Genomic DNA, 22,863 nt, shown 5'->3' on the forward strand with positions numbered 1-22,863 from the left:
GGGAGGGCGGTGGGCGGGGGTGCCCCCGATTGTCCCCGGGCCGGGCGTGGTGGGGGGCTCGCCCGGCACCCCCGGGACACCGTTGTTGACGATTTCAAACGCCCGCCGCGAGGGTCAGGGGGGGCCTGCCAGCAGCAGCGCCACCAGTTCGCCCGTGCTGCTGGCGCCCAGCTTGCGCATGAGCCGGGCGCGGTGGGCGTCCACGGTGCGGTGGCTGATGTCCAGGTGGCGCCCGATCTGCTTGCTGGTGGCGCCCGTGACGATGTGCTGCGCGATCTCGCGCTCGCGCACGGTCAGCGGCGTGCTGACGGGGCGGCGGTGCGAGATGTCCTCGAACATCCACACGGCGCGCGCGAACGGGTCGGCCCGGTCGAGCGCGCGGCCCGCCACGTGGCACCAGAACAGCGACCCGTCGCGCCGCCGCATGATGCGCTCGTCGCTGTAGCCGCCCGTGTCGCGCATGGCCTTCAGGCCCCGGTGGCCGGTGTGCGTGAACTCGTCGAACGACGGGTACAGCGGCGCCAGCGGCTGGCCCAGCAGCTCGGCCTGGGCATGGCCGAACATGTGGGCGAAGGCATCGTTGCACAGCTCGATGGCGCGGTCGCGTGTCACGCACATGCCCACGGGCGCGAGGTGAAAGGCCAGTGCGAGCGCCTCGTTCGGAACGGCAGGGGGTGCGGGCATGGGGTGGCATTCTGCAGCAACCGCCCCCTGGCGCGGTGTGTCCGCTCCCGGCCGGGAGGGGCGGCTCAGGCCGGGCGCTCGTGCACCACCGCCACGCGGTTGCGGCCCGCGCTCTTGGCGTCGTACAGCGCGTGGTCGGCCGCGCTCAGCCAGTCGGCCCAGGTTCCGCCGGCGCGGGCCACGCAGGCCAGGCCGATGCTCACGCTGACGGGGATGTCCTCGCCATTCTTGGTCAGCCGGATCTGCGCCACGGCCGTGCACAGGCGCTGGGCGATGGTGGCGGCGTCGCCCGCCGAGACATCGGGCAGGTAGACCAGGAATTCCTCGCCGCCCATGCGCGCGAGCAGGTCGGAGTCGCGCAGCTGGCGGCGCAGGCATTCGGCGAAGGCGACCAGCACGCGGTCGCCGGCCGCGTGGCCGAAGCGGTCGTTGATGCGCTTGAAGTGGTCCAGGTCGAGCTGCGCGATGGCGCTGCCCACCGGCAGCTGCGCGGGCAGCCGGGACATGACCCAGTGGCGGTTGCCCACGCCCGTGAGCGCGTCCGTCTGCGCCATCCGCTCCAGGCGCGCCTCGGCCCGTTCGCTGGAGAGCGACGAGACCATGAGGGCGATGCCGAAGTGGCAGAACATCTGCACGTAGAAGGCCCTGGCGAAACCGGTGGAGCTGGCGTTCTCGGTGGCGATGTAGAACAGGCGCAGCGCGAAGATGAAGGCGCTGACCAGCAGGAACCCCGCCAGGAGGGCCCGTGACGGCAGGGGCTCGGCGCGGCGGTCGCGCCATATTTCATGGGCCGAGCCCACCAGGGCTGCGGTGGCCGTCACGTGGAAGGCACCGGCCCGCAGCAGGTTGTCCAGCGGAAACTGTGTGGCGATGCCCGCCACCAGCCAGCCCGCGGGCACCAGGGCGAGCCAGCCCACCGGGATGCGCCTGCGCCCGCTCAGCGCCCGGACGCCCGCCCAGAAGAGGCAATAGCCGACCGTGCCGAGCAGCAGGCTGCCGTGTGTCCAGAGCCAGTCCGGCAGGATGAGGTACTCGCCCCGGCCCGCCAGTTCGGCGCCGATGGCCAGCAGCAGGTACGCCCCGGCCAGCGGCCGCAGCCCCTGGGGCCGGCAGGAATGCCGGCTGACGTGAAAGATGCTCAGGGCCCCGGCCACCAGGGCGGTCTTGTAGAGCAGGAGTACGGTGGGGAGGTCAAGCTGTATGCCCATGTCGCGGTGCAATGGCGGGTTGGTGGCGGTCCCAGGCGGGGACCGTGGTCTGTGGTTCGTGGTCGCGATGGGGGAGGCGCTCAGCGGCGGCGCCAGCGCAGCCGCCACTGCCGCCGGATGACCCGCGCCACGCGCCAGGCCCATGACGCGCGGGCGCGCTCCAGCACGGCGTGCTTGATGCCCATCCAGCGGGCATGGGTCCAGGCGAACCAGCGCAGCTGCATCAGCGCGGCCTGGGTGAGGCTGTACAGCCGGGCCACCACGGCGGTGCCCACCACCTTGGCGATCACGATCACGGTCATGCCCAGCACCACGTGCCCCCGGCCCACCGCCCACAGGGCCAGCAGCTTCACGGGCAGCAGCAGCGCCGTGGGCAGCAGGAACACGGCCACCGCCGCCCAGGGCGGCAGGGCGCGCACGCAGCCTTCGATCCAGCGCAGGCCAGGCCAGCGGCCGATGCGCGCCAGCAACTGCTGCAGCGGTACCCAGCCCCATTCCTCGAACAGGATCAGCAGGGCCAGCAGCCCGCTGCCCAGGCCGGTCAGCATGCGCGCGGGCCAGCGCAGCAGTTGGTGCAGGATTCTTGGAATGATTTTGGCCTCTGGCGCTTGTCTATCCGGTGCGGATAGCTATTGTTTTTATAGCTTCCGATCGTGATTACACGCCCCGGGCCCGCTCGGCCTTGAAGCGCGCCCGGAACTGCGCGAACGCGCCCGCGTCGAGCGACTCGCGCACCTCGCGCATGAGGTTCAGGTAGTAGTGCAGGTTGTGCACGGTGGTGAGCATGGGGCCCAGCATTTCGCCGCAGCGGTCCAGGTGGTGCAGGTAGGCGCGGCTGAAACCCTCGCGCCCGCCCTCGTCCCACGACACGCCCGCGCTGCCCGCGCAGGCATAGCAGGTGCAACTGGTGTCCAGGGGCTGGTGGTCGGCCTTGTGGCGTGCGTTGCGGATTTTCAGGTCGCCAAAACGCGTGAACAGCGTGCCGTTGCGCGCATTGCGCGTGGGCATCACGCAGTCGAACATGTCCACGCCGTCGGCCACGCCCTGCACCAGGTCCTCGGGCGTGCCCACGCCCATCAGGTAGCGGGGCTTGTGCGCGGGCAGTCGGTGCGGCGTGTGGGCCATGATGTCCAGCATCTCGTCCTTGGGTTCGCCCACGCTCACGCCGCCCACGGCGTAGCCGGGGAAATCCATCTCGACCAGGCGCTCGAGCGACTCCTGGCGCAGGTTCTTGAACATGCCGCCCTGCACGATGCCAAAGAGCGCGTTGGGGTTCTGCAGGCGCTGGAACTCGTCACGCGAGCGTTTGGCCCAGCGCAGGCTCATCTCCATGCTCTTGCGCGCCTCGGCCTCGGTCGTCAGGTGGCCTTTGGTCTCGTACGGCGTGCACTCGTCGAGCTGCATCACGATGTCGGAGTTGAGCGTGGTCTGGATCTGCATGCTCACCTCGGGCGACATGAAGAGCTTGTCGCCGTTGACCGGGCTGGCGAACGTCACGCCCTCTTCGGTGATCTTGCGCATCGCGCCCAGGCTCCAGACCTGAAAGCCGCCGGAGTCGGTGAGGATGGGCTTGTCCCACTTCTCAAAGCCGTGCAGGCCGCCAAAGCTCTGCATCACATCGAGGCCCGGGCGCATCCACAGGTGGAAGGTATTGCCCAGGATGATCTGCGCGCCCATGTCGTGCAGGCTGCGCGGCATCACACCCTTGACGGTGCCGTAGGTGCCCACGGGCATGAAGATGGGGGTTTGCACCACGCCATGGTTGAGCGTGAGCGTGCCACGGCGTGCGTGGCTGGTGGGGTCGGTTTTGAGGAGGTCGAACTGCAGCATGATGGGGCGATTGTCCCAGACGGGCCGCCCCCGCCTTGTGCGGGCAGGCCGCAGGGACATGGGCTGGCGTTGGCGCGCCGCATCGCTACACTGGTTCCAGACGGGCTACCAGCCCATCACAAGGAGAACAACATGCTCAAGATCCTCATCGCCGTGGATGGCTCGGAACTCTCCCTGGACGGCGTGCACCATGCGCTGGCGCTCCTGGGCCAGGGCCTGAAGGCCAGCGTGGTCCTGGCCAACGTCCAGGAACCCGCCACGCTGTACGAACTGGTGACCACGCGTGACCCCGACCTGATCGCCGCCGCCAGCCTGGAGGCCGGCCAGCACCTCATGGCGTCCGCGCGGGCGCTGCTCGACGCGGCGGGCGTGGCCTACGAGACCGACGTGGGCGTGGGCGACGTGGCCCACACGCTGGTGGACATGATCGAGCGCTCGGGCTGCGACATGGTCATCATCGGTGCCAAGGGGCAGGGCGCCATCACCAGCGCGCTGCTGGGCTCGGTCTCGCAGGAGGTGGCGCACGCGAGCCCGGTGCCGGTGACCATCGTCAAGCATGCCGAGGTGCTGGAAGCGCTGGAAAGCGACGTGGCCGAAGACACCGAGGCCTGAGAACCTGTTCAAGAACTTTTCGGGGGGGGCCAGAAAATAAAAGGGCCGCTGTGCGCGGCCCTGGCGGGGATCTTCGGAGGACGGGTGCCCGGCGTGTCAGGCCGCCTTGCGAAACGGTTCGGCCGCGGGCCGCTGCAGCTTGCCGTGGGGCAGGGTGGCCAGGCGCGAGAACATGCGGCGCACGTAGCCGCGCACCCACAGGCATTTGTTGAGCTCGTCCACGGGCAGCGGGCCCGACACCACCACGATGTCGTTGGCCACGTCCTGGGCTCCTGCGGCCCGCAGGCGGCGGCGCGTGTTGTTGGCCCAGGACTGGATGCGCGTGGGGCTGCCGTGCTGGTGCACCTCGCCCGTGTGCGCATCGAACGCAATCGCCACGGTATCGGTTTTCAGCTTGAACCTGCGCTCACCCGTCACGGCGCTGGGCGCCTCGCGCATGTCGTAGAGGTAGTAGCTGCCTGCCTTGAGCTGGTATTGCATGTCCATGGGTGTGTTCCTCTCTGTCGGCATTGTCGAGGGCGCACGGTGCGGGCAATGGCAGGTAAAACGGTGGGAAAGGGGCTCTTATCGGGAGCCGTTCGCCAGGGCCGCGCTGGTTTCTGTGCGCGTGCCATTGTGGCGGCGCCCCGGCGCCAGCGCGCGAAACTTGAGGGCGATGTCGTAACGAGTTGTGAGTGGGGTGTTTGGCGCGTCTGGCCTTTGGTTGCGCCCGGCCGTTGCGTTGCCCAAGGCGTATGCGACTGGCGCGGCCCACGCCAGGGCCGCCAAGCAAGGGCCGCCCCGCAGCGAGGGCTGCGTCCCTCTGCCCGCGCAGCGCAGCGCAGCGAGAGCGGGGGGACGGCGCACAGCGCCTCAGGGGGGATGTCCCTGCTAGAAATCCACCAGGCTCAGCCCCAGGCTGAACACGGTGCGCTTGCGGTTGTAGTCGATCATGCTGTCGCCATAGCCGCTGAACAGCTGCGTGTGCAGGCGCAGGTTGCTCTTGCTGCCAAAAAGGCCCGTGCCCACCGTCTGCAGCCATTCCAGGCGCACCGAGCCCCGGTCGCTGCTCGACAGCGAGTGGCGCAGCGTGGCGCCCACGGTGTTGTCCTTGTTGACGTTCCAGAACGCCGACAGCTCGCCCCGGCCGACGTAGTCGCTGATGCCGGGGTTGTCGTCGCTGCCCGAGCTTTCGGGCACGCGCTTCCACAGGCGCGCGTTCACGCTGAAGCTGTTGGAAAGCTCCATGCCGGTCATGAGGTACACGCGGTTCCAGCTGCGCGACAGGGGCTTGCTCTGGCCGTTGGACTGGTGCACCAGGCCGATGCCGCTGTAGCGCCACTTCCAGCCGAACGGCAGCTGCGCCGTGGTGGGGTAGACGTACATGACCTCGGGCTCGTGGTCGGTGGCGCGGAAGGGGCGCGAGATCTGGGGCGTGAACAGCTGCCAGTACGACTGCTGCGAATAGCCGAACCACACGGAATCCTTGAGCGTGGGGTGGCCCTGCGTGAGCAGGCCCTGCGCGAGCTTGGTGCGCACCGACAGTTGGATGCGGTTCTCGGTGCGGCGGTAGGGCGTGGATTCGGTGGCCGAGTGGTCCGCCGCGTCGGACGTGGGCTGGCGGTTCACGTTGCTCGACGCCACCACCGACACGGTGATGGGCCGGTAGCCCCGGAAGCTGAAGGTGCCGCAGTCGCTGCCCGATTCCAGCTCCCAGAAGCGCGAGAGGTCACTGTACTGCGGGTCGCGGCAGCCCTCGGTGCGGGCCACGTCGATGACGCGGGTGGCGGGCAGGGTGGTGTCCACGGGCGGCGGCACGGCCGACGCGGCGGCGGAGGCGCCCGGCGCATTCCAGCTTTGCTGGTCGGCGGCCCACTGGTCGAAGCAGGCCAGGCGCGCCTGGTTGTCGCTGGACAGGGCGGTGCAGCGGCGCCAGGCGCTCTCGGCGCCCCCGGCGGTGGCGCCGGCCGGTGCGGCCGCCTGTGCCAGCGCGGCGCCGGCGGGCGCCAGCGCGGCGGCCACCAGCAGCGCCAGCGTGCGACGCGATGGCGCGGCGGCGGGCGTGGCGGTCATGGCCACCCCGCCTGCCTGCGCAGCGCGAAAGGGGCCGATGGAGCTGAAGGGGTGGGGGTGGCGTTGTTCCATGTTCCGCGTATTTCCTTGCCGCACGATCCATCCACCACCTGGCCCGTCCAGGGGGTGCTGATGTTCATGCCGTTGATCGATTCTTCCAGGGTCGGGTCGCCGCCATCGGCGTCGCCGCTGACCGGCGCCGTGGTGCCGCCACGCTGCACGGTACCACGCACGCTGTGTGCCAGTGCGGCGTGGTGCCCCAGCTGCGGCGTGGCCGTGGCGCCCGGCGCGGGGGCCGGCGGCTCGGCCAGCCAGCGGCTCCGCAGGCGCGGGTGGCCCCTGTCCGCCGCGGCGGGGCACGCCGCCGTGGATTGTGGTTCATTTCGGCGGTGGGCGCTTGTAGGATAAGCGCTGATAGCTATCAAAATAAAAGCAGCCCCCCGCCGGGGCGCGGGGCGGGGGCGAGCGGGTGCCGGCCGGGGCATGGGGCGCCTCAGGCCGTGGGCGCGGGCTGGGCGGCCACGGCGGCGTTGGCCGCGCTCGTCGCCTGGGCCTTGGCGGCGAATTCGGCGCGCAGGGCCTTGAGCTTCTCGCGCGGGTCTTCGCGGGCGGTGGTCTTGTCCAGGCCCATCTCGGCGATGAAGCGGCTGGGCTGCGCGGCCACCATCTCGCGGCCCTTCTTGCGCCGCTTGGTCCAGCTCACGGCCAGCGTGCGCTGCGCGCGTGTGATGCCCACGTACATCAGGCGGCGCTCTTCCTGCAGCCGCTGCAGCGTGTCGTCGCTCACCTTCTGCTGGCGCCCCTCGTCGTCGTCGAGCTTGAACGGCAGCATGCCTTCGGTCACGCCCACCAGCACCACGTGCGGCCACTCCAGGCCCTTGCTCGCGTGCAGGGTCGACAGCGTCACCATGTCCTGTTCCTGCTCGCGTTCGCTGATGGTGGACAGCAGCGCGATGGTCTGCGACACCTCCAGCAGGCTCTTGGTCTCCTTGGCCACCACGGCGCCCGCCGTGTCGTCGATCTGGCCGCCCGCGCGCTGGGCCATCCAGTCGCAGAACTCCATCACATTGCTCCAGCGCGCGGCGGCCACCTTTTCGCTGTCCTCGTTGTCGTACAGGTGCTGCTCGTAGCCGATCTCCTTGAGCCACTCGTTCAGGAAGGTGCGCGACTCCTCGGCGCCATGCACGCGGCGCGCGCTGTACTCCAGGTAGTTGATGTAGCGGCCGAATTCATGCAGGCCGTCCATGGCCCGCTTGGGCACGGCCGCCGGCAGCATGCCGTTGAACAGCGCGCCGAACATGCTCTGCTTGTGCTGCGTGGCGAACGCGCCCAGCGCCGCCAGCGTGGTGTGGCCGATGCCGCGCTTGGGCGTGGTGATGGCGCGCAGGAACGCCGGGTCATCGTCGTTGTTGATCCACAGCCGGAACCAGGCGCACAGGTCCTTGATCTCGGCGCGGTCGAAGAAGCTGGTGCCGCCCGAGACCTTGTAGGGAATGTTGGCCTTGCGCAGCGCCTTCTCGAACGGCTTGGCCTGGTGGTTGGCGCGGTACAGGATGGCGAAGGCCTTCCAGTCGGGCGGCGGGTTGCTGGCCGCGCGCAGGCTCTGGATGCGGGCCACGGCGCGTTCGGCCTCGTGCTCTTCGCTGTCGGCGTCCACCACGCGCACGGGCTCGCCCTCGCCCAGCTCGGAGAACAGCGTTTTCGGAAACAGCTTGGGGTTGGGCCCGATCACGTTGTTGGCCGCGCGCAGGATGGCGCTGGTGGAGCGGTAGTTCTGCTCCAGCTTGATGACCTTGAGGTGCGGGAAGTCGATGGGCAGCTTCTTCAAGTTGTCCAGCGTGGCGCCGCGCCAGCCGTAGATGGACTGGTCGTCGTCGCCCACGGCCGTGAAGTGCCCGTTCTCGCCCACCAGCAGCTTGAGCAGCTCGTACTGCGTGGCGTTGGTGTCCTGGTATTCATCGACCAGCACGTGGCTCAGCGCAGCCTGCCACTTGGCGCGCACCTCGGGGAAGTCGCGCAGCAGGCGCAGCGGCATGCCGATGAGGTCGTCGAAGTCCACGCTCTGGTAGGCCGCCAGGCGCTCCTCGTAGCGCGCCATCAGCGTGGCGATGATGCGCTCGTTGTCGTCGGCCGCCTGGGCCAGCGCCTGCTCGGAGGTCAGGCCCATGTTCTTCCACTTGCTGATCACCCACTGCCATTGGCGCGCGGTGGCCATGTCGGTGGTGCCGCCCGAGGCTTCCTTCAGGATGCCCGTCACGTCGTCGGCATCCAGGATGCTGAACTGGGGCTTGAGGCCCAGCACCGAACCATCCTCGCGCACCATGCGCACGCCCAGGGCGTGGAAGGTGCACACCAGCACGTCCTTGGCGCGCCGGCCGATCAGGCCCTTGGCGCGCTCGCGCATTTCGGCGGCCGCCTTGTTGGTGAAGGTGATGGCGGCGATGCGCCTGGGCTCCATGCCCTTCTCGATCATGTGCGCGATCTTCTGCGTGATCACGCGCGTCTTGCCCGAGCCCGCGCCGGCCAGCACCAGGCAGGCCCCGTCGGTGTAGTGGACAGCCTGGAGCTGGGCGAGATTGAGACCGGCGGACATGGATGGAGGAAGAAGGAAAAAGCAGGAGAGGAAGAAGGGGCCGGGGGCACCCAGGGGCGGGCGTACCGCAGCGCCGCCGGAGCGCGCAATGATACCGGCGCGCTCCGGCGGGGCCGGGTTGCGCCGCGGCCGGCCCCGGGCCCGGCGGGGTCTGACAGGGGCCTGACGCCGCCCCCGCGCTGCGGGAAACCCCGCTAGGGACGGGATCGTCACACTTTGATACTACGCCCATCGGTTTTCGCCCGATCCGGGTGGCCGCGCCGTGACGAGTCCCACCATGCACCTTCCTGCCCCACTCCGCGCCCTTCGCCCCCTTCGCGCCCGGGCACCGCTGCAACCTGGTACCCGCCGGCGCCGCGGCCGTGGGGCCCTGGGCGCCGCCCTGCTGGCCTGCGCCGCCGCGCTGGCCCCGGCGCACGCGCAGCTGGGCAGCACCGCCCCGGTGCGTGTCGGCGTGGTCGGCCCGTTCACGGGGCCTTCGGCGGATTTCGGGGTGCCCATGCTCAACGGCATCAAGCTCGCGGTGGACGAGATCAACGCCGTGGGCGGCTACCTGGGGCGGCCGCTGGAGCTGGTCATCAAGGACGACGCCGCCAACCCGGACCAGGGCCGCAAGGTCTCGCAGGAGCTGCTGGGCGAGAAGGTGGTCGCCACCATCGGCTTTTGCAACACCGGCGTGGCGCTCAAGGCCATCGACCTGTTCCAGGAGGCCAGGAGCCCGCTCATCGTGCCGTGCTCCACGGGCACGGCGGTCACGGCCAGGTACCCGGCCGCCGACAGCTACATCTTCCGGGTGCAGGCCCGCGACGCGCTGCAGGCGCCCTTCATGGTGGACGACATCGTCAAGCGCGGCTGGGACAAGGTGGCCATCTTCGCCGACAAGACGGGCTACGGCGAGGGCGGCTACAACGACGTGGTGGCGGCGCTGGCGGCCAAGAACCTCAAGCCCGTGCACGTGGCGCGCTTCGACCTGGGCGTGAAGGACCTCACGGCCGAGCTCGCGGCCGCCCGCGCCGCGGGCGCCAACGTGGTCTACAGCTACACCGTGGGGCCGGAGAACGCGACCATCGCCAACGGCAAGAAGGCGATGGGCTGGAAGGTGCCCCAGGTGGGCGCCTGGCCGCTGTCCTTCCCGTTCTTCCTTGAAGGGGCCAAGGACGCCGCCGAGGGCGCGCTCATGGTGCAGACCTTCATCGCCGAGCCGAGCAACGAGCGCCGGGCCTCGTTCCTGTCGAGCTACACCCGCAAGTACAACGGCAAGGTGGCCGTGCCCATGGCCGCGGCCAACGCGTACGACGCCACGTACCTGCTGATGTATTCCTTCCTCGGCATCCGCGACGGCAACCTCTCGGGCAAGGCCATCAAGGAATCGCTGGAGGGCAGGATGAAGACCTACTACGGGGTGGTGTCCACCTACGACAAGCCGTTCAGCGTGCAGGACAAGGAGGCCATCACCCGCAACATGCTGGTCATCGGCATGGTCAGGAACGGTGCCATCACCTTCGCCTACCCCGAGGACGCCAAGCGCAACCTGATCGTGCAGCGCAAGCAGTAGTGGCGCGCAAGGGCACCGCCGCGCCGGCGCTCGCGCCGTGCATTCGCCAGGGGTGATGGCCCCCGCCTGACTTTGCGCTGACCGCCGCCGGCGCCCGGCGACCGGCCGCGCCGCGCAGCACGGACAATAGCCCCGTGCTCTCCGTCCTGCTCATCACCTTCCCCTTCTTCGCGCTCGTGCTCTGCGGCTACCTGGCCGCGCGGCGCGGCGTGCTGCCCCAGCCGGCCATCCCGGGGCTCAATGCCTTCGTGCTGTATTTCGCACTGCCCTGCATGCTGTACCGCTTTGGCGCCAGCACGCCCATCGGGCAGCTGCTGGACCCGGCCGTGGCGGGCGTGTACGTGGTGTGCGCCCTGGCCATGGTGGGCGGCACGGTGGCGCTCACGCGCAGCGCGCGCATCGGCTGGAACGACGCGGCCTTCGGCGCGCTGGTGGCCGCCTTTCCCAACACGGGCTTCATGGGGGTCCCGCTGCTCGTGGCCTTGCTGGGCGCGCAAAGCGCGGGCCCGGCCATCGTCACCATCGTGGTGGACATGGTCATCACCAGCTCGCTGTGCATCGCGCTGTCGCGGCTGGACGGCGCCGGCACCCACGGCGTGGGCGTGGCGCTGCGCAGCGCCTTCAAGGGCATGGCGACCAACCCCATGCCCTGGTCGATCGCGCTGGGCGCGCTGGCATCGGCCCTGCAGTTCACGCTGCCGGGCCCGGTCGACAAGACCATCGCCATGCTGGCCGACGCGGCCTCGCCCGTGGCGCTGTTCACCATCGGCGCGGTGCTGGCCCGCTCGCAGATGAACCAGCACGAGCAGGTGCCCGCGCGCGACTACGTGCCCATCGCGCTGGCCAAGCTGCTGGTGCACCCGCTGCTGGTGTGGGGCGCGGGCACGGCGGCCATCGCGCTCGGGGTGCCGCTCACGCCGTTCGCGCTCACGGTGCTGGTGCTGCTGGCGGCCCTGCCCAGCGCCAGCAACGTCTCGCTGCTGGCCGAGAAGTTCGGCGCCAACAACGGGCGCGTGGCGCGGATCATCCTGGTGTCCACGGCGCTGGCGTTCCTGAGCTTTTCGGCGGCGGTGGCGCTGCTGGCCTGATTGCTATATTTTCGATAGCTTTCAGCGATTTCTGGCAAAGCGCTGGCGGCCAAGAAGCACTTGAAATTCTGTGCCGTCCCCCTACCTGGGGCGCATCCCCTGGCTCCGCCGCAGCCAGGCACCGGTCACCAGAAGCACCAGGCAAAGCATCGCCAGCGCCCAGGGCGAGTTGACGGGAATTTGGCTGGGCGCCACCTCTTCGAGCACGAGGTCGTCGTGGTAGCCCGCCGCGTCGAAGGTGAAGAAGCTGCCGGTCTTCAGCGCGATGGTCACCTGGCTCGAGGCGGCGGTGAAGGTGGCATCGAACGGCTCCCACTGGAACTGGAATACCCCGTTGAGCGCGAGGTTCGAGACGTCGCGGCGGGCGATCATCGTGTCCAGCGGGCCGGGCGCGGCGTCGATGGTGGCGGCCCCCACGGCGCCGTCGTAGGCCACGACCTCCCACCAGGTGGCGTTGCCGCCCGCATTGCCCGTCACGCCCCCTGACCAGGCGCCGCGCAGCCGGTACACCCGCCCGGGGGTCACCGCCACGGTCTGGAACAGGCCGCCGTGCGCATTGCCCGCGCCGCTGCCCTTCTTCTGCGCGTGCGAGGTGCCCGCACCCCCGAAGGGGCACTGGGTGGGCACCCAGATGTCGCAATCGTTGCTGTGGATCCAGGTGCCATCCCAGAAGCCCGGCGGCGCCGTCCAGGTGCTCCAGCCGACCAGGCCGGCGTCGAAGTTGCCGTTGGTGAGCAGGTTCTGGGCGCGCACGGCGGTCCCCCCCGCGAGGAGGGCCAGCAAGATCAGGGCACGAACAATGGCGGTCATTGGCAGGCTTTCTGACGAGGGAAGGGGGAACGGGGCCGGTCGACGGGCCCTGGATGCCGGGTCCACCGGACCCGCGCAGCACAGCCACGCCCCGAGGCGCTGGAGTGCCAGGCCGCAGTATCTGGGGCAAGCCCACGGCAGGCAAGTTTTATCGGGCCCGCGCGACCGTGGGTTGCCGATCGCGCCGGACAGGATCAGCGCCCTGGCCTCGAACGGATGGGTGTGGTCGTCCAGCATGCGCGCCCGCATCGCGCGTGACGGTCGGGGGGGGCGCGCAGCGCCCGGGAAGGCCTTCCTCCACGCCTGTCGCCGGCGAAACGTCCACTGTGGCGTAGTGCGCACACAATGCTATCGCCTGTGCCGCTGCAGCATGGGCGTATCCATCCATTCATGAGGAGACCTCCATGCGTTTTGCGAAGCCTTGTTTTCGGAGCTGGCTGGCAGCGGCTGCCGTTCTTTCCGCCGCCGCCACCGCGCAGGCAGGCCAGGTGTTTGCCGACCAGGCACCCTCGGCCGCGCTGGGCCGCGACGTGAAGTTCACGGTGTATGTGCCCGACGGCTACCAGCCCGGCGGCACGGTGAACTATCCCGTGGTCTACCTGCTGCACGGCGCGGGCGGCGACGAGAACGAATGGCGCACCAAGGGGGGCGCGGTCGAGACCCTGGACGGCCTCATCAAGCGCGGGCTGATCCGCCCGTCGGTCGTGGTCATGCCCACGGCGGGCCCGGCGTCGTGGTGGGCCGACGGCGCGGCCGAGAAGGCGGGCACGGCCATCATGAAAGACCTGCTGCCCTACGTCGAGTCGCGCTACCGCGTGCAAAAGGAGCGCAGCGGCCGGGCCATCGGCGGCCTGTCGATGGGGGGCTACGGCGCGTTGAACCTGTCGCTGCGCAACCCCACGCAGTTCTGCGCCGCGGCGGTGATCAGCCCCGCCATCTATGACCCGCTGCCGCCGGACACCTCGGCGGCACGGCGCACCCCGCAGTTCGTGCGCGACGGGCAGTTTGACCCCGACACCTGGAAGTCGCTGAACTACGCGGCGGCGCTCGACGCCTACAAGGCGGGCACGCCGCGTGTGCCGATGTGGATCGTCTCGGGCGACCACGACTATCTGGGCATCGCTCCCATGTCGGCCACCCTGTACTGGCGGATGTACCAGATTCAGCCCAAGCAGGTGGAGCTGCGCGTGATCGACGGCGACCACGAGTGGCTGGTGTTCCGCGACGCGTTGCCCGACGCCCTGCAGTACGTGGACCGGCAGTGCCGCCAGGGGTGACCGGATGGCCTGCGCGCACCCCGGCCCGGAATCCGCCGGGTGCGAGGATGCGCGGGGCGTGGCGGAATTTGCTATCAATTAAATAGCTATCCGCGCATGTCCATCAAGCGCCAGGGCCATGAAAACCCTGGATCTCGAGCCTAGATCACCAGCGGGTCCACATCCACCAGCCAGCGCACCAGCCCCTTGTGCGCGGGCTGGGCGCGCGTGGCCTGCAGCACCGGCTGCCAGGCGGCCAGGAAGCGCTGCAGCGCGGCGCGGCTCGGGCTTTCCATCAGCATCTGGGCGCGCTCCACGTTGGCCACGCGCTGGATGGTCAGCGGCACCGGGGGGAACAGCGTGACCGCGTCCAGCCCCGGCAGGCCGGCGGCATGGGCGGCGGCCGTGGCGGCGGCCAGGAAGCCCTGGGCCACCTCCTGCGTGCGGGCATCGGCGCGCACCAGGGCCTGGTAGGCGAACGGGGGCATGGCGGCTTCCTCGCGCTCCTGGAGCTGCTGGGCGGCGAAGGCGGGGTAGTCGTGGGTGCGCAGCGCCTCGTACACCGGGTGCTTGGGGTGGTAGCTCTGGATCCACATCTCGCACTGGGTGCCCTGCGCGGCCATGTAGGCGGCGTCGCGCCCCGCGCGGCCGGCGGCCTGCATGAGCAGCGCGAACAGGCGCTCGGGCGCGCGGAAGTCGCTGCTGAACAGCGCGCCGTCCGGCTGCACGGCCGCCACCAGCGTGATGCGCCGGAAGTCATGGCCCTTGGCGATCATCTGCGTGCCCACGAGCACATCCACCTCGCCCGCGTGCACCTGTGCCAGCTGGGCCTCCAGCGCGCCCTTGGCCTTGGTGGTATCGGCGTCGATGCGGGCGATGCGCGCGGGCGTGCGGTCGGGCCGCAGCACCTCGGACAGCAGGGTGGAGAGCTGCTCCTCCAGCTGCTCCGTGCCCCGCCCCATGGAGTGGATGTCGGGGCTGCCGCAGGTGGGGCAGGCGCGGGGCACGCGCACGGTGTAGCCGCAGTGGTGGCAGCGCAGGGTGCGGTCGGCCTTGTGGAAGACCTGGTGGGCGCTGCAGTGCGGGCAGTCGCTTTTCCAGCCGCAGTCGGCGCAGTGCAGCACGGGGGCGTAGCCGCGCCGGTTGAGCAGCACCATGCTCTGCTCGCCGCGCGCCACGCGTTCGGTGATGGCGGCCAGCAGCGGCGCGCTGAAGATCGCGCGGCGCGGCTGCTGGTTCATGTCCACGCGGCGCACCCGCGCCAGGGCGCCCGCGCCGATCCGGCTGGGCATGGCCAGGCGCGCGTAGCGCCCGCCCTCGGGGTCGTCCGGCGTGGGCGGGCGGCTGGCGTGCCAGCTTTCCAGCGAAGGCGTGGCCGAGCCCAGAAGCACCTTGGCGCCCTGCTCGCGCCCGCGCCAGATGGCCAGGTCGCGCGCGGAGTAGCGGGCGCCCTCCTGCTGCTTGTAGCTGGGGTCGTGCTCCTCGTCGACCACGATGAGCTTGAGGCCCGGCATGCTCGCGAACACCGCCATGCGCGTGCCCAGCACGATGCGCGCGGCGCCGCCGTGCGCGGCCAGCCAGCTCTTGAGGCGCTGGGGGTTCGTCATGCCGCTGTGCAGCGAGACGACGGCCCCCGCGCCGAACCGCGGGGCGAAGCGGGAGACGAAGCGCTCCTCCAGCTGGGGCGTGAGGTTGATCTCGGGCACCATCACCAGCGCCTGCGCCGCCGGGTCCGCCTCCAGCATCTCCTGGGCGCAGCGCAGGTACACCTCGGTCTTGCCGCTGCCGGTGCTGCCGAACAGCAGGAAGGGGCCGGATTCTGAAGAAATCCGGGCCCTGGCGCTTTCCTGTTCAGCGGTGAGTGCTATTGTTTGCATAGCGTCCGTGGTGTCCCCGGCCGCCTTCGCGGGGCGGCGCAGGCGGCGGGCCAGCTGCTCGGGCCGCAAATCGCGCAGCTGGGGCGGCAGGGCCGCCAGCGCCACTTCGCCCAGCGCGCGCTGGTAGTAGCGCGCGGCAAAGGCCACCAGGCGGCGCCAGGGCAGGTCCAGCGGGGCCACGCCCTCCAGCACGCCCGCGATGGGGCGCAGGGTGGCCCCCTCGGGCAACTCGCCGGTGCCCTCGGCCGCGTCCCACACCACGCCCAGCACTTCGCGGCTTCCGAGCGGCACCCGCACCAGCGTGCCGGGCGGCAGGGCCTGGGGGCTGGCGTAGCTGAGCAGGTCCCCCACGCCGCTGTGGGACGGGGTGTGCAGCGCGACGTGGACGATGGCGAGGGAGGCGGACACGGACGGGAGCGAGTTACAGAGGCTTGTGGAGGCGGTGTGGAGGTTCGGGGGCTAAGTGCTTGATTTGTTGGAGCGAGCGAGTAATCCCGTCTTTCTGTGGATAACTTTGTTGACATCCTGCCCCGGCACCCTGCCGACCCGCATGAATACTGGGCCTGAACAGATTGCACACAAAATCGGCAGCTCCAAAAAATCCTTATGAATCAATCATCTGAAGGATTTTCGGTACAAATTCTGTGCTAAGGCTGCCGGGCCCGATTATGTTGCGTCGCATCAAGATTTGTGTGCATAAGTCGAACATCGATCGGCCGTCAAGGCCCGGGGAAGCCCCAAAATTGTGCTAGCCGCCCCATTCCCTGCTGAGGCCTTCCTGCGATGTAGGCCGCAAGTGCTTGATTTGCCTCAGGTTTTGCGAGAAATCCAGAATTTCTGTGGATAACTTTGTTGATATCCCCTGTGTTTGGCGTGCAAGCCCTTGTGGCGCCGTGCTTTCGCCGGAATGCCCGCAAAAAAAGCAATCCTGCTACATCCTTTGAAATCAATGACTTACGTGCTGGTTGAGAATATTTCCGTTCGGGCCTGCCTGGCGTGCCGCGCCGCGCGGACGGAGCGGGCCCTGCGCCAGTTTTGTGCATAAGTCAGGCCTTCGGCCGCACGGACTGGCTGGAAATGCGCTCGCGCGGCCGGGCATTGTCGCAGGGCGCGGCGGGCGGCCCTGAGGTCGCTTTGCTTCAAGACGGCGGGCAGCGGCCTCGCCAAGATGCCGCCATGGCTTCCTCCTTCTCCTCCCACCCCCCTTTCCCCGCCGAGGCGGCTCCCACGCTGGAGCGCGATGGATTCATGCTGGCCCGGCTGGACGACGTGGTCCAGGCCGCGCGCTCCGACAGCCTGTGGTTCATGACCTTTGGCCTGGCCTGCTGCGCCGTGGAGATGATGCACGCGGCCATGGCGCGCTACGACCTGGACCGCTTCGGCATCATCCCGCGCTCCAGTCCGCGCCACAGCGACCTGATGATCGTGGCCGGCACGCTGACCAACAAGATGGCGCCCGCCATCCGCAAGGTCTACGACCAGATGCCCGAACCCCGCTATGTGATCTCCATGGGCTCGTGCGCCAATGGCGGAGGCTACTACCACTACAGCTACTCGGTGGTGCGGGGCTGCGACCGCATCGTGCCGGTGGACGTGTACGTGCCCGGCTGCCCGCCCACGGCCGAGGCGCTGCTCTACGGCATCCTGCAGCTGCAGGGCCGGATCCGGCGGCCCCGGGTCATCCCGCGCTAGCACCGGCTAGCGCCGCGCGCCAGGCGCCGCTGGCATTTGCGCGGGCCGGCGCAGCAGCCAGTCCGCGTCGTCGGCGGGCTGTTGCGCGTGGGTCCTGAGCGCCGCGGGGGAGCGCTCGTAGAGCGTGCGTGCCTCGCGGCTGAAATGGGCCTGGTCGGCGTAGCCGTGCCGCAAGGCCGCGTCGACGACGCTCGCGCCCGCGTCGCGCATGGCCAGCAGGGCGTGTTCGGCGCGCAGCATGCGCTCGACCTCGCCGGGGCGCAGGCCGGTGATCTGGTGCGCGCGCCGCTGCAGGTGGCGGGGCGTCCAGCCCAGCTCCCGGGCGAGGGCCTGGCGCGCCGGGCGCTCCCAGCGCCCCTGCAGCACGCGCAGCCAGGCCGCATGCTGCCGCGCCACGGCGGCCCAGCGGGGCGCCAGGAACGCCTCGCACAGGGCCATGCGGGCACCGTGGCCGGGGGCGGCGTGCATCGCCTCGAGCCAGCAAAGCCAGTCGGCGCGCCCGGGGCCGGCGGGCAGCCAGTCGCGCGCGTCCTGCACGCGGTCGGTGAGGGGCTGCAGGTCCTGCCCCGTCAGCAGCGCGAGCGCGCCTGGCTGGAAGGCCAGGCAGAAGAAGTCGCCCGCGGGTTCGGAGGTGGAGTGGTAGGCGTGCCGGTGCGCTCCCGAGAGCGCCGTGCGGGGCAGCCATTGGTCCGTGGCCTGGCCCGCGCATTCATGCAGGTGCACGGCGCCGCGCACCAGCCAGAGGATTCCGGGGTACGGGCTGGCCGGCACCCGCGTGTCGCGCGGAGCGCCGGCGGGCAGCGCGGCCAGGTCGCGCCAGATGTAGGCGCGCACGCAGCCGGCGAGCGCGGGCGGGGGCGCCAGCAGGGCCGATGCGGGCAGTGCCGCCATCGCTGGTGGCCGGTTCAGCCCTGGCGCTGCGCCCGGGAGTGGCCGTGCACCGCCTCGACCAGCGCGGCCACATGCTCGGGTGGCGTGAACTGGCTGATGCCGTGGCCCAGGTTGAAGATGTGGGTGGGGCCGGTGGTGGTGGGGTCGGTGTGCGGCGTGCCGAAGCTGTCCAGCACGTGGCGCACCTGCTGCGCGATCTGCGCGGGGGGCGCGAACAGCACGTTGGGGTCGATGTTGCCCTGCAGCGCCTTGCCGGGGCCGCCGGCCTGGCCGCCGACGATGGCCCGGGCCTTGCCCAGGTGGGCCGTCCAGTCCAGGCCCAGCACCTCGCAGTCGATGCCCTTCATGTCTTCGAGCCAGATGCCGCCACCCTTGGTGAAGACGATGCGCGGCACGTCGGTGCCGTCCACGCCGGTGCGCTTCAACTGCGCCAGCACGCGCGTGGTATAGGCCAGGCTGAACTCCTGGAAGGCGCCGTCGGCCAGCACGCCGCCCCAGCTGTCGAAAATCATCACGGCCTGGGCGCCCGCGTCGATCTGGGCATTCAGGTAGGCGGCCACGCTGTCGGCGTTGATGGCCAGGATGCGATGCATGAGGTCGGAGCGGCTGTACATCAGGCTTTTGACGAGGCGGTAGTCGTCGCTGCCCTTGCCCTCGACCATGTAGCAGGCCAGGGTCCAGGGGCTGCCCGAGAAGCCGATCAGCGGCACGCGGCCGTTCAGGGCCTTGCGGATGCTGGTGACGGCGTCAAACACATAGCGCAGCTTGTCCATGTCGGGCACGGCCAGTTCGGCTACGGCGGCCTCGTCGCGCACCACCTTGGCAAAGCGCGGACCCTCGCCTTCGGCAAAGGTCAGGCCCAGGCCCATGGCGTCGGGCACGGTGAGGATGTCGGAAAACAGGATGGCGGCGTCGAGCGGGAAGCGCTCCAGGGGCTGCAAGGTGACTTCGGTGGCGTAGTCCACATTGGTGGCCAGGCCCATGAAGCTGCCGGCCTGGGCGCGCGTGGCCTTGTATTCGGGCAGGTAGCGGCCCGCCTGGCGCATCAGCCACAGGGGGGTGTAGTCGGTGGCCTGGCGGCGGCAGGCGCGCAGGAAGGTGTCGTTGGAGAGGGGTGCAAAGCTCATGCACCGATTGTCGCAGGGTGGGCGGAGGCTCGGCTGATCTGTGCCAAGGGCGCGCCTCTGCCAGCGCCACCGTGGAACCGGCTTTGCCGGGCCACGGGTGGCGTCCCCCCTCAGGGGGGAAGACGCGAAGCGGCTCAGGGGGGAGCTATCTCTCGGCGATGTAGTGCGACATGCGCACCACCTCGCCGGGCGCCAAGAAGGCCCGCACTTCCGTCTCCAGCGCCTGGTCGGCCATGGTGGCGCGGGCGCGCTGGTGCAGGTAGTCGGCCCAGGATTCGACGATGAAGCGCTCCACGTAGCGCGAGGGTTCGCCCAGGTCCTTGTACACGCGCCAGAAGGTGGCGCCGTCGCGCCGGCGCGGGGCCTTCATCTGGCTGATGGTGTCGAGGAAGGCGGCGTCGGTGCCGGGCGCGATGCGGTAGCCCACCTCCACGGCCACGGGGCCCGCCTCGGGCAGGGGTTCGGCCTCGATGAACAGCTCATCCCAGGGGGTGGCCTGCGTCACCTCGTGCAGCGCGCCCATGCGCAGCGGCATGGGGCGCGCCAGCAGCAGGCCCACGCCCATGAGCGCGGCGGCCACGTACAGTGTGGGGGCCAGGCCCATGATGTCGGACGCCGCGCCCCAGAACGCCGAGCCCATGGCGAACGCGCCCAGCGCCGCCACCATGTGCATGGCCACGGCGCGCGAGCGCACCCACTGCGGCGCGCTGGCCTGCGTGGCGGTGTTGAAGGTGGACATGGCCGACATCCATGCGGCCCCGGCGAACAGCATCGCGATGTAGACCAGCCAGGCCATCTTGGTCAGCGCCGCGACCAGCATGGCCATGGCGAACACCACCCCGCCCGCGCCCACGATGGCCTCCATGCCAAAGCGCGCGCGCAGGCGCCCCAGCACCAGGCCCACGGCCACGGCCCCGGTGCCCAGGCAACCCATGAGCAGGCCGAAGCCCTGTGCGCCCGTGCCCAGCTGGCGCTGGGCGATCACCGGCAGCAGCGCCCACAGGGCCGAGCCCGCCGCGCTGAAGGCCATCACCCGCACCAGCTGCGCGAGGATGATGCGCGAGTGCCAGGCAAAACGCAGGCCGCTCAAGGTGCCGCCCCACAGGCGTTCGGCCGGCAGCTTGGACGGGGGATGGGCCTTGGGCGGCCAGCGGCGGATGGACTGCCACATCACCAGCGTGGTGGTCACCGTGACGGCGAACACCCAGCCCGCGCCCAGCTGGGCAAACACCAGGCCGGCCATCGTGGGGCCCACGGCGCGCGCGGCGTTGTAGGCAATGCTGACGGCGGTGATGGCCTGCGGCCACTCGTCGCGCGGCACGGGGTCGATGACCGAGGAGTTCCATGCGGGCGTGAGCACGGCCGTGCAGCAGCCGCACACGAACACCAGGAACAGCACCGACGCCGGGCCGCCCCAGCCGCCCAGCACCAGCAGCGTGAGCAGCGCGCTGGCCCCCACCTGCGCCAGCAGCGCGCCGGAGATCAGGCGCCGCCGGTCGGTGGTGTCGGCCAGCACCCCCGCCGGCAAGGCCAGCAGGAACATGGGCATGAACACGGCCGTCTGCACCAGCGCGGCCAGGAACGAGGAGCCCGTGAGCTCCACCATGAGCCAGGCGGCCGCCATGGTCTGCATGCCGCTGCCCACGAAAAAGATGCCACCGCAGATCCACAGCCCCCGGAACGCGGGTTGGCGCAAGGGGCTCCACAAAGAGGTTGGGTGCTGGGACATGAAAGGTGGTCTGCGGGGGGCGTCGTGGTGGGGCCGTCGGGCGGGAGAGACTCGGCTGGGCGGGCGCGCGGCCGCTTTTCGGCTGCGGCGGCATGCGGGATGGAAGGATATCGCCTCATCCCTGTTTTGGGGCGGTGCCGGCGGGATGCCCCTCAGTCGGTGTGCCGTCCGCCCCGCAGCCGGTAGGTGCGCGGCACGTCGGTGCGCGCCGCGACCAGCGCCTCGGCGCGCTGCTGCATGTCGGACAGCGCATGGTCCAGCGCCCGCACATCCGGCGCTTCCAGGCCGGCCAGCAGTTCCTGGTTGAGCGCCTTCACCTGCGGGAACAGCCCGTCGTGCACCGCCTGGCCCGCGGGCGTGAGGGTCAGCACGGCCTGGCGCCGGTCGCCGGGCATGGCGTCGCGGGTGATGAGTTTCTTGGCCAGCAGCGAGGTGACGGCCCGCGAGGTGCGTGCGCGGTCCAGTCCCAGGCGCCGGGCCAGCTCGGCCGGGGGCATGCCGGGGTGCTGGGCCAGCATCATGAGCAGGCCCCACTCGCGCCGCGTGATGCCGTAGCCGCCCTCGCACAGCCGCACCACCAGGCTGCCCGCCACGGCGAGCAGGCGGTTGAGCCGGTACATCAGCAGGTCGTTGGCGGCCTGCGGGTCGGTCAGGCGGTGGCCGGGCGGTGCGGGCATCAGGGTATTTCCGGGCGAGAATTGATTAGATCAATTGATTGTGTGGCCAATACAGTGCGCCCATCAACCTCACCACCTGCGCGGCCGCGCAGGGCCCATGCCCTTGCCCTGGAGATATTTCGACCATGTGGAAACCCCTTGCCTTTGCGTTCGCCACCGCGCTTGCCCTGTCCGCGTCCCTGGTCCAGGCGCAGGAGACGCCCCTGCGCATCGTGGTGGGCTATGCGCCCGGGGGCGCCACCGACCGCGTGGCCCGCATCGTGGCCGACAAGCTGGGCAGCAAGCTCGGCACACCCGTGATCGTGGAGAACAAGACCGGGGCGGGCGGCCGCCTCTCGGCCCAGGCCGTGAAGGCCGCGCCCGCCAACCAGCCCACCCTGCTGCTGGCCAACCCCGCCGTGATGCTGGTGGCGCCCCTGGTGTTCCCCGACGCGGGCTATGACCCCGAGCGCGACTTCCGTCCCGTGAGCCACGTCAACAGCTACGAGTTCGGCGTGGCCGTGGCCAGCGCCGTGCCCGTGAAGGAGCTGCCGCACCTGATGGCCTGGCTGCGCGCCAACCCGGACAAGGCCAACTTCGGCGTGCCCGCCACGGGCAGCCTGCCGCATTTCTTCGGGCTGATGGTGGGCGATGCCGCCAAGGTGCGCGCCGAGGTGGTGGGCTACCGGGGCTCGGCGCCGCTGCTCAACGACCTGCTGGGCGGGCAGGTGCCCGTGGCGTTCGACACCTTCGACACCCTGCTGCCCCAGCACGAGGCCGGCAAGATTCGCATCCTGGCCGTGTCGAGCGCCAAGCGCAGCCCGCTGGACCCGAAGATTCCCACCTTCAAGGAAGCCGGCATGGACCTGGCCGCCACCGGCTGGAACACCTTCTTCGCCCCGATGAGCATGCCCAAGGCCCAGGCCGAACGCCTGGCCGGGCTGATCGTGGAGGTGATGAAGGACCCCGACACCCAGCGCAAGTTCGAGACCGCCAAGATGGAACCCGTGGTGGCGACCATGGCCCAGACCGATGCCATGCTCAAGGCCTACCGCGCGCAGTGGGCGCCGGTCGTGCAGCGCTCGGGCTTCAAGCCTTGACAGGAAGCACCCCCTGAGCGGCTTTGCCGCGTCTCCCTCGAAGGGGACGGCGGCCTTGCTGCGGGGCGGCCCTTGCTTGCCGCCCCTCGCCTCGGCCGTGCCT

Annotated in this window: 20 protein-coding genes; 6 read left to right on the top strand and 14 right to left on the bottom strand. The window is 70.3% G+C overall.

Translation table 11 applies throughout. The features are described 5' to 3' along the window. Window positions 1-114 precede the first annotated feature (114 nt). The 4 genes from AC07OC_RS23600 to tgt all read right to left on the bottom strand — a co-directional run bounded on the left by AC07OC_RS23600 (window position 115) and on the right by tgt (window position 3,722). Window positions 115-684, bottom strand: coding sequence for a LuxR C-terminal-related transcriptional regulator (locus tag AC07OC_RS23600; protein WP_218296883.1), 570 nt, complete (start codon window positions 682-684; stop codon window positions 115-117). 65 nt (window positions 685-749) lie between these two features. Then, the gene (locus tag AC07OC_RS23605; RefSeq protein WP_494602382.1) at window positions 750-1,892 is read right to left on the bottom strand and encodes a GGDEF domain-containing protein; all 1,143 of its coding nucleotides are present in this window, start codon (window positions 1,890-1,892) and stop codon (window positions 750-752) included. Between the two features lie 80 nt (window positions 1,893-1,972). Further along, window positions 1,973-2,440, bottom strand: a complete 468-nt coding sequence (locus tag AC07OC_RS23610; RefSeq protein ID WP_255591624.1) for a hypothetical protein — start codon at window positions 2,438-2,440, stop codon at window positions 1,973-1,975. A 109-nt stretch (window positions 2,441-2,549) separates the two neighbouring features. After that, a complete protein-coding gene (tgt, locus tag AC07OC_RS23615; protein ID WP_494602384.1) occupies window positions 2,550-3,722 on the bottom strand; it encodes a tRNA guanosine(34) transglycosylase Tgt in 1,173 nt (390 codons plus the stop codon). Window positions 3,723-3,854: 132 nt separating this feature from the next. Between tgt and AC07OC_RS23620 the strand changes: the two genes are divergently transcribed. Then, window positions 3,855-4,334, top strand: coding sequence for a universal stress protein (locus AC07OC_RS23620; protein WP_218296886.1), 480 nt, complete (start codon window positions 3,855-3,857; stop codon window positions 4,332-4,334). Window positions 4,335-4,430: 96 nt separating this feature from the next. Here AC07OC_RS23620 and AC07OC_RS23625 read toward each other — a convergent pair whose 3' ends face one another. From AC07OC_RS23625 to AC07OC_RS23640, 4 genes are all read right to left on the bottom strand, one after another. Further along, a complete protein-coding gene (locus AC07OC_RS23625) occupies window positions 4,431-4,820 on the bottom strand; it encodes a hypothetical protein (protein WP_010466226.1) in 390 nt (129 codons plus the stop codon). 384 nt (window positions 4,821-5,204) lie between these two features. Next, complete coding sequence (locus AC07OC_RS23630; protein WP_218341318.1) at window positions 5,205-6,386, bottom strand: phospholipase A; 1,182 nt, start codon at window positions 6,384-6,386, stop codon at window positions 5,205-5,207. Beyond that, the gene (locus tag AC07OC_RS23635; RefSeq protein ID WP_255591626.1) at window positions 6,383-6,619 is read right to left on the bottom strand and encodes a hypothetical protein; all 237 of its coding nucleotides are present in this window, start codon (window positions 6,617-6,619) and stop codon (window positions 6,383-6,385) included. The genes AC07OC_RS23630 and AC07OC_RS23635 overlap by 4 nt, the downstream gene beginning before the upstream one ends. Before the next feature lie 260 nt (window positions 6,620-6,879). Further along, window positions 6,880-8,979, bottom strand: a complete 2,100-nt coding sequence (locus tag AC07OC_RS23640) for an ATP-dependent helicase (RefSeq protein ID WP_218296888.1) — start codon at window positions 8,977-8,979, stop codon at window positions 6,880-6,882. A gap of 277 nt (window positions 8,980-9,256) precedes the next feature. On the opposite strand from AC07OC_RS23640, the gene AC07OC_RS23645 reads away from it, so the two are divergent. After that, window positions 9,257-10,534: an ABC transporter substrate-binding protein gene (locus AC07OC_RS23645; protein WP_255591627.1), complete on the top strand. Its 1,278-nt coding sequence runs from the start codon at window positions 9,257-9,259 to the stop codon at window positions 10,532-10,534. Between the two features lie 134 nt (window positions 10,535-10,668). Next, the gene (locus AC07OC_RS23650) at window positions 10,669-11,622 is read left to right on the top strand and encodes an AEC family transporter (protein ID WP_218296889.1); all 954 of its coding nucleotides are present in this window, start codon (window positions 10,669-10,671) and stop codon (window positions 11,620-11,622) included. An 81-nt stretch (window positions 11,623-11,703) separates the two neighbouring features. Here AC07OC_RS23650 and AC07OC_RS23655 read toward each other — a convergent pair whose 3' ends face one another. Continuing rightward, window positions 11,704-12,432: a hypothetical protein gene (locus AC07OC_RS23655; RefSeq protein WP_218341283.1), complete on the bottom strand. Its 729-nt coding sequence runs from the start codon at window positions 12,430-12,432 to the stop codon at window positions 11,704-11,706. 404 nt (window positions 12,433-12,836) lie between these two features. Here AC07OC_RS23655 and AC07OC_RS23660 point away from each other — a divergent pair, with 404 nt between their 5' ends. Continuing rightward, window positions 12,837-13,709 (top strand): alpha/beta hydrolase, encoded by an 873-nt coding sequence (locus tag AC07OC_RS23660; protein ID WP_218296891.1) that lies wholly within the window; start codon window positions 12,837-12,839, stop codon window positions 13,707-13,709. Between the two features lie 140 nt (window positions 13,710-13,849). Here the strand turns inward: AC07OC_RS23660 and priA are convergent, their stop codons facing one another. Next, window positions 13,850-15,973 carry a replication restart helicase PriA gene (gene priA, locus AC07OC_RS23665; protein ID WP_218296892.1) on the bottom strand — a complete coding sequence of 708 codons (2,124 nt, stop codon included), beginning with the start codon at window positions 15,971-15,973 and terminating at the stop codon, window positions 13,850-13,852. Between the two features lie 840 nt (window positions 15,974-16,813). On the opposite strand from priA, the gene AC07OC_RS23670 reads away from it, so the two are divergent. Beyond that, window positions 16,814-17,257: a NuoB/complex I 20 kDa subunit family protein gene (locus AC07OC_RS23670; protein WP_370627860.1), complete on the top strand. Its 444-nt coding sequence runs from the start codon at window positions 16,814-16,816 to the stop codon at window positions 17,255-17,257. Between the two features lie 6 nt (window positions 17,258-17,263). Here AC07OC_RS23670 and AC07OC_RS23675 read toward each other — a convergent pair whose 3' ends face one another. The 4 genes from AC07OC_RS23675 to AC07OC_RS23690 form a co-directional block, all read right to left on the bottom strand. Then, window positions 17,264-18,148 (bottom strand): helix-turn-helix transcriptional regulator, encoded by an 885-nt coding sequence (locus AC07OC_RS23675; RefSeq protein ID WP_492245091.1) that lies wholly within the window; start codon window positions 18,146-18,148, stop codon window positions 17,264-17,266. A 14-nt stretch (window positions 18,149-18,162) separates the two neighbouring features. After that, a complete protein-coding gene (hemE, locus tag AC07OC_RS23680) occupies window positions 18,163-19,275 on the bottom strand; it encodes a uroporphyrinogen decarboxylase (protein ID WP_218341286.1) in 1,113 nt (370 codons plus the stop codon). Between the two features lie 145 nt (window positions 19,276-19,420). Further along, window positions 19,421-21,004 (bottom strand): MFS transporter, encoded by a 1,584-nt coding sequence (locus AC07OC_RS23685; RefSeq protein WP_218296896.1) that lies wholly within the window; start codon window positions 21,002-21,004, stop codon window positions 19,421-19,423. Window positions 21,005-21,156: 152 nt separating this feature from the next. Beyond that, window positions 21,157-21,681, bottom strand: coding sequence for a MarR family winged helix-turn-helix transcriptional regulator (locus tag AC07OC_RS23690; RefSeq protein WP_369643533.1), 525 nt, complete (start codon window positions 21,679-21,681; stop codon window positions 21,157-21,159). Between the two features lie 125 nt (window positions 21,682-21,806). Between AC07OC_RS23690 and AC07OC_RS23695 the strand changes: the two genes are divergently transcribed. Further along, on the top strand, window positions 21,807-22,760 hold the full coding sequence (locus tag AC07OC_RS23695; RefSeq protein ID WP_494602388.1) for a tripartite tricarboxylate transporter substrate-binding protein: 954 nt from the start codon (window positions 21,807-21,809) through the stop codon (window positions 22,758-22,760). The last annotated feature ends 103 nt before the right edge of the window (window positions 22,761-22,863 follow it).

The organism is Acidovorax sp. GW821-FHT10E04, from assembly GCF_059415185.1.

What these genes read in the sequence shown, in the direction of transcription:
- tgt (WP_494602384.1), bottom strand. Translation starts at nt 3,722, where the DNA reads ATGCTGCAGTTCGACCTCCTCAAAACCGACCCCACCAGCCACGCACGC.
- AC07OC_RS23660 (WP_218296891.1), top strand. Translation starts at nt 12,837, where the DNA reads ATGCGTTTTGCGAAGCCTTGTTTTCGGAGCTGGCTGGCAGCGGCTGCC.
- AC07OC_RS23600 (WP_218296883.1), bottom strand. Translation starts at nt 684, where the DNA reads ATGCCCGCACCCCCTGCCGTTCCGAACGAGGCGCTCGCACTGGCCTTT.
- AC07OC_RS23655 (WP_218341283.1), bottom strand. Translation starts at nt 12,432, where the DNA reads ATGACCGCCATTGTTCGTGCCCTGATCTTGCTGGCCCTCCTCGCGGGG.
- hemE (WP_218341286.1), bottom strand. Translation starts at nt 19,275, where the DNA reads ATGAGCTTTGCACCCCTCTCCAACGACACCTTCCTGCGCGCCTGCCGC.
- AC07OC_RS23685 (WP_218296896.1), bottom strand. Translation starts at nt 21,004, where the DNA reads ATGTCCCAGCACCCAACCTCTTTGTGGAGCCCCTTGCGCCAACCCGCG.
- AC07OC_RS23695 (WP_494602388.1), top strand. Translation starts at nt 21,807, where the DNA reads ATGTGGAAACCCCTTGCCTTTGCGTTCGCCACCGCGCTTGCCCTGTCC.
- AC07OC_RS23620 (WP_218296886.1), top strand. Translation starts at nt 3,855, where the DNA reads ATGCTCAAGATCCTCATCGCCGTGGATGGCTCGGAACTCTCCCTGGAC.
- AC07OC_RS23625 (WP_010466226.1), bottom strand. Translation starts at nt 4,820, where the DNA reads ATGGACATGCAATACCAGCTCAAGGCAGGCAGCTACTACCTCTACGAC.
- AC07OC_RS23605 (WP_494602382.1), bottom strand. Translation starts at nt 1,892, where the DNA reads ATGGGCATACAGCTTGACCTCCCCACCGTACTCCTGCTCTACAAGACC.
- AC07OC_RS23670 (WP_370627860.1), top strand. Translation starts at nt 16,814, where the DNA reads ATGCTGGCCCGGCTGGACGACGTGGTCCAGGCCGCGCGCTCCGACAGC.
- AC07OC_RS23690 (WP_369643533.1), bottom strand. Translation starts at nt 21,681, where the DNA reads ATGCCCGCACCGCCCGGCCACCGCCTGACCGACCCGCAGGCCGCCAAC.
- AC07OC_RS23610 (WP_255591624.1), bottom strand. Translation starts at nt 2,440, where the DNA reads ATGCTGACCGGCCTGGGCAGCGGGCTGCTGGCCCTGCTGATCCTGTTC.
- AC07OC_RS23640 (WP_218296888.1), bottom strand. Translation starts at nt 8,979, where the DNA reads ATGTCCGCCGGTCTCAATCTCGCCCAGCTCCAGGCTGTCCACTACACC.
- AC07OC_RS23645 (WP_255591627.1), top strand. Translation starts at nt 9,257, where the DNA reads ATGCACCTTCCTGCCCCACTCCGCGCCCTTCGCCCCCTTCGCGCCCGG.
- AC07OC_RS23675 (WP_492245091.1), bottom strand. Translation starts at nt 18,148, where the DNA reads ATGGCGGCACTGCCCGCATCGGCCCTGCTGGCGCCCCCGCCCGCGCTC.
- AC07OC_RS23630 (WP_218341318.1), bottom strand. Translation starts at nt 6,386, where the DNA reads ATGACCGCCACGCCCGCCGCCGCGCCATCGCGTCGCACGCTGGCGCTG.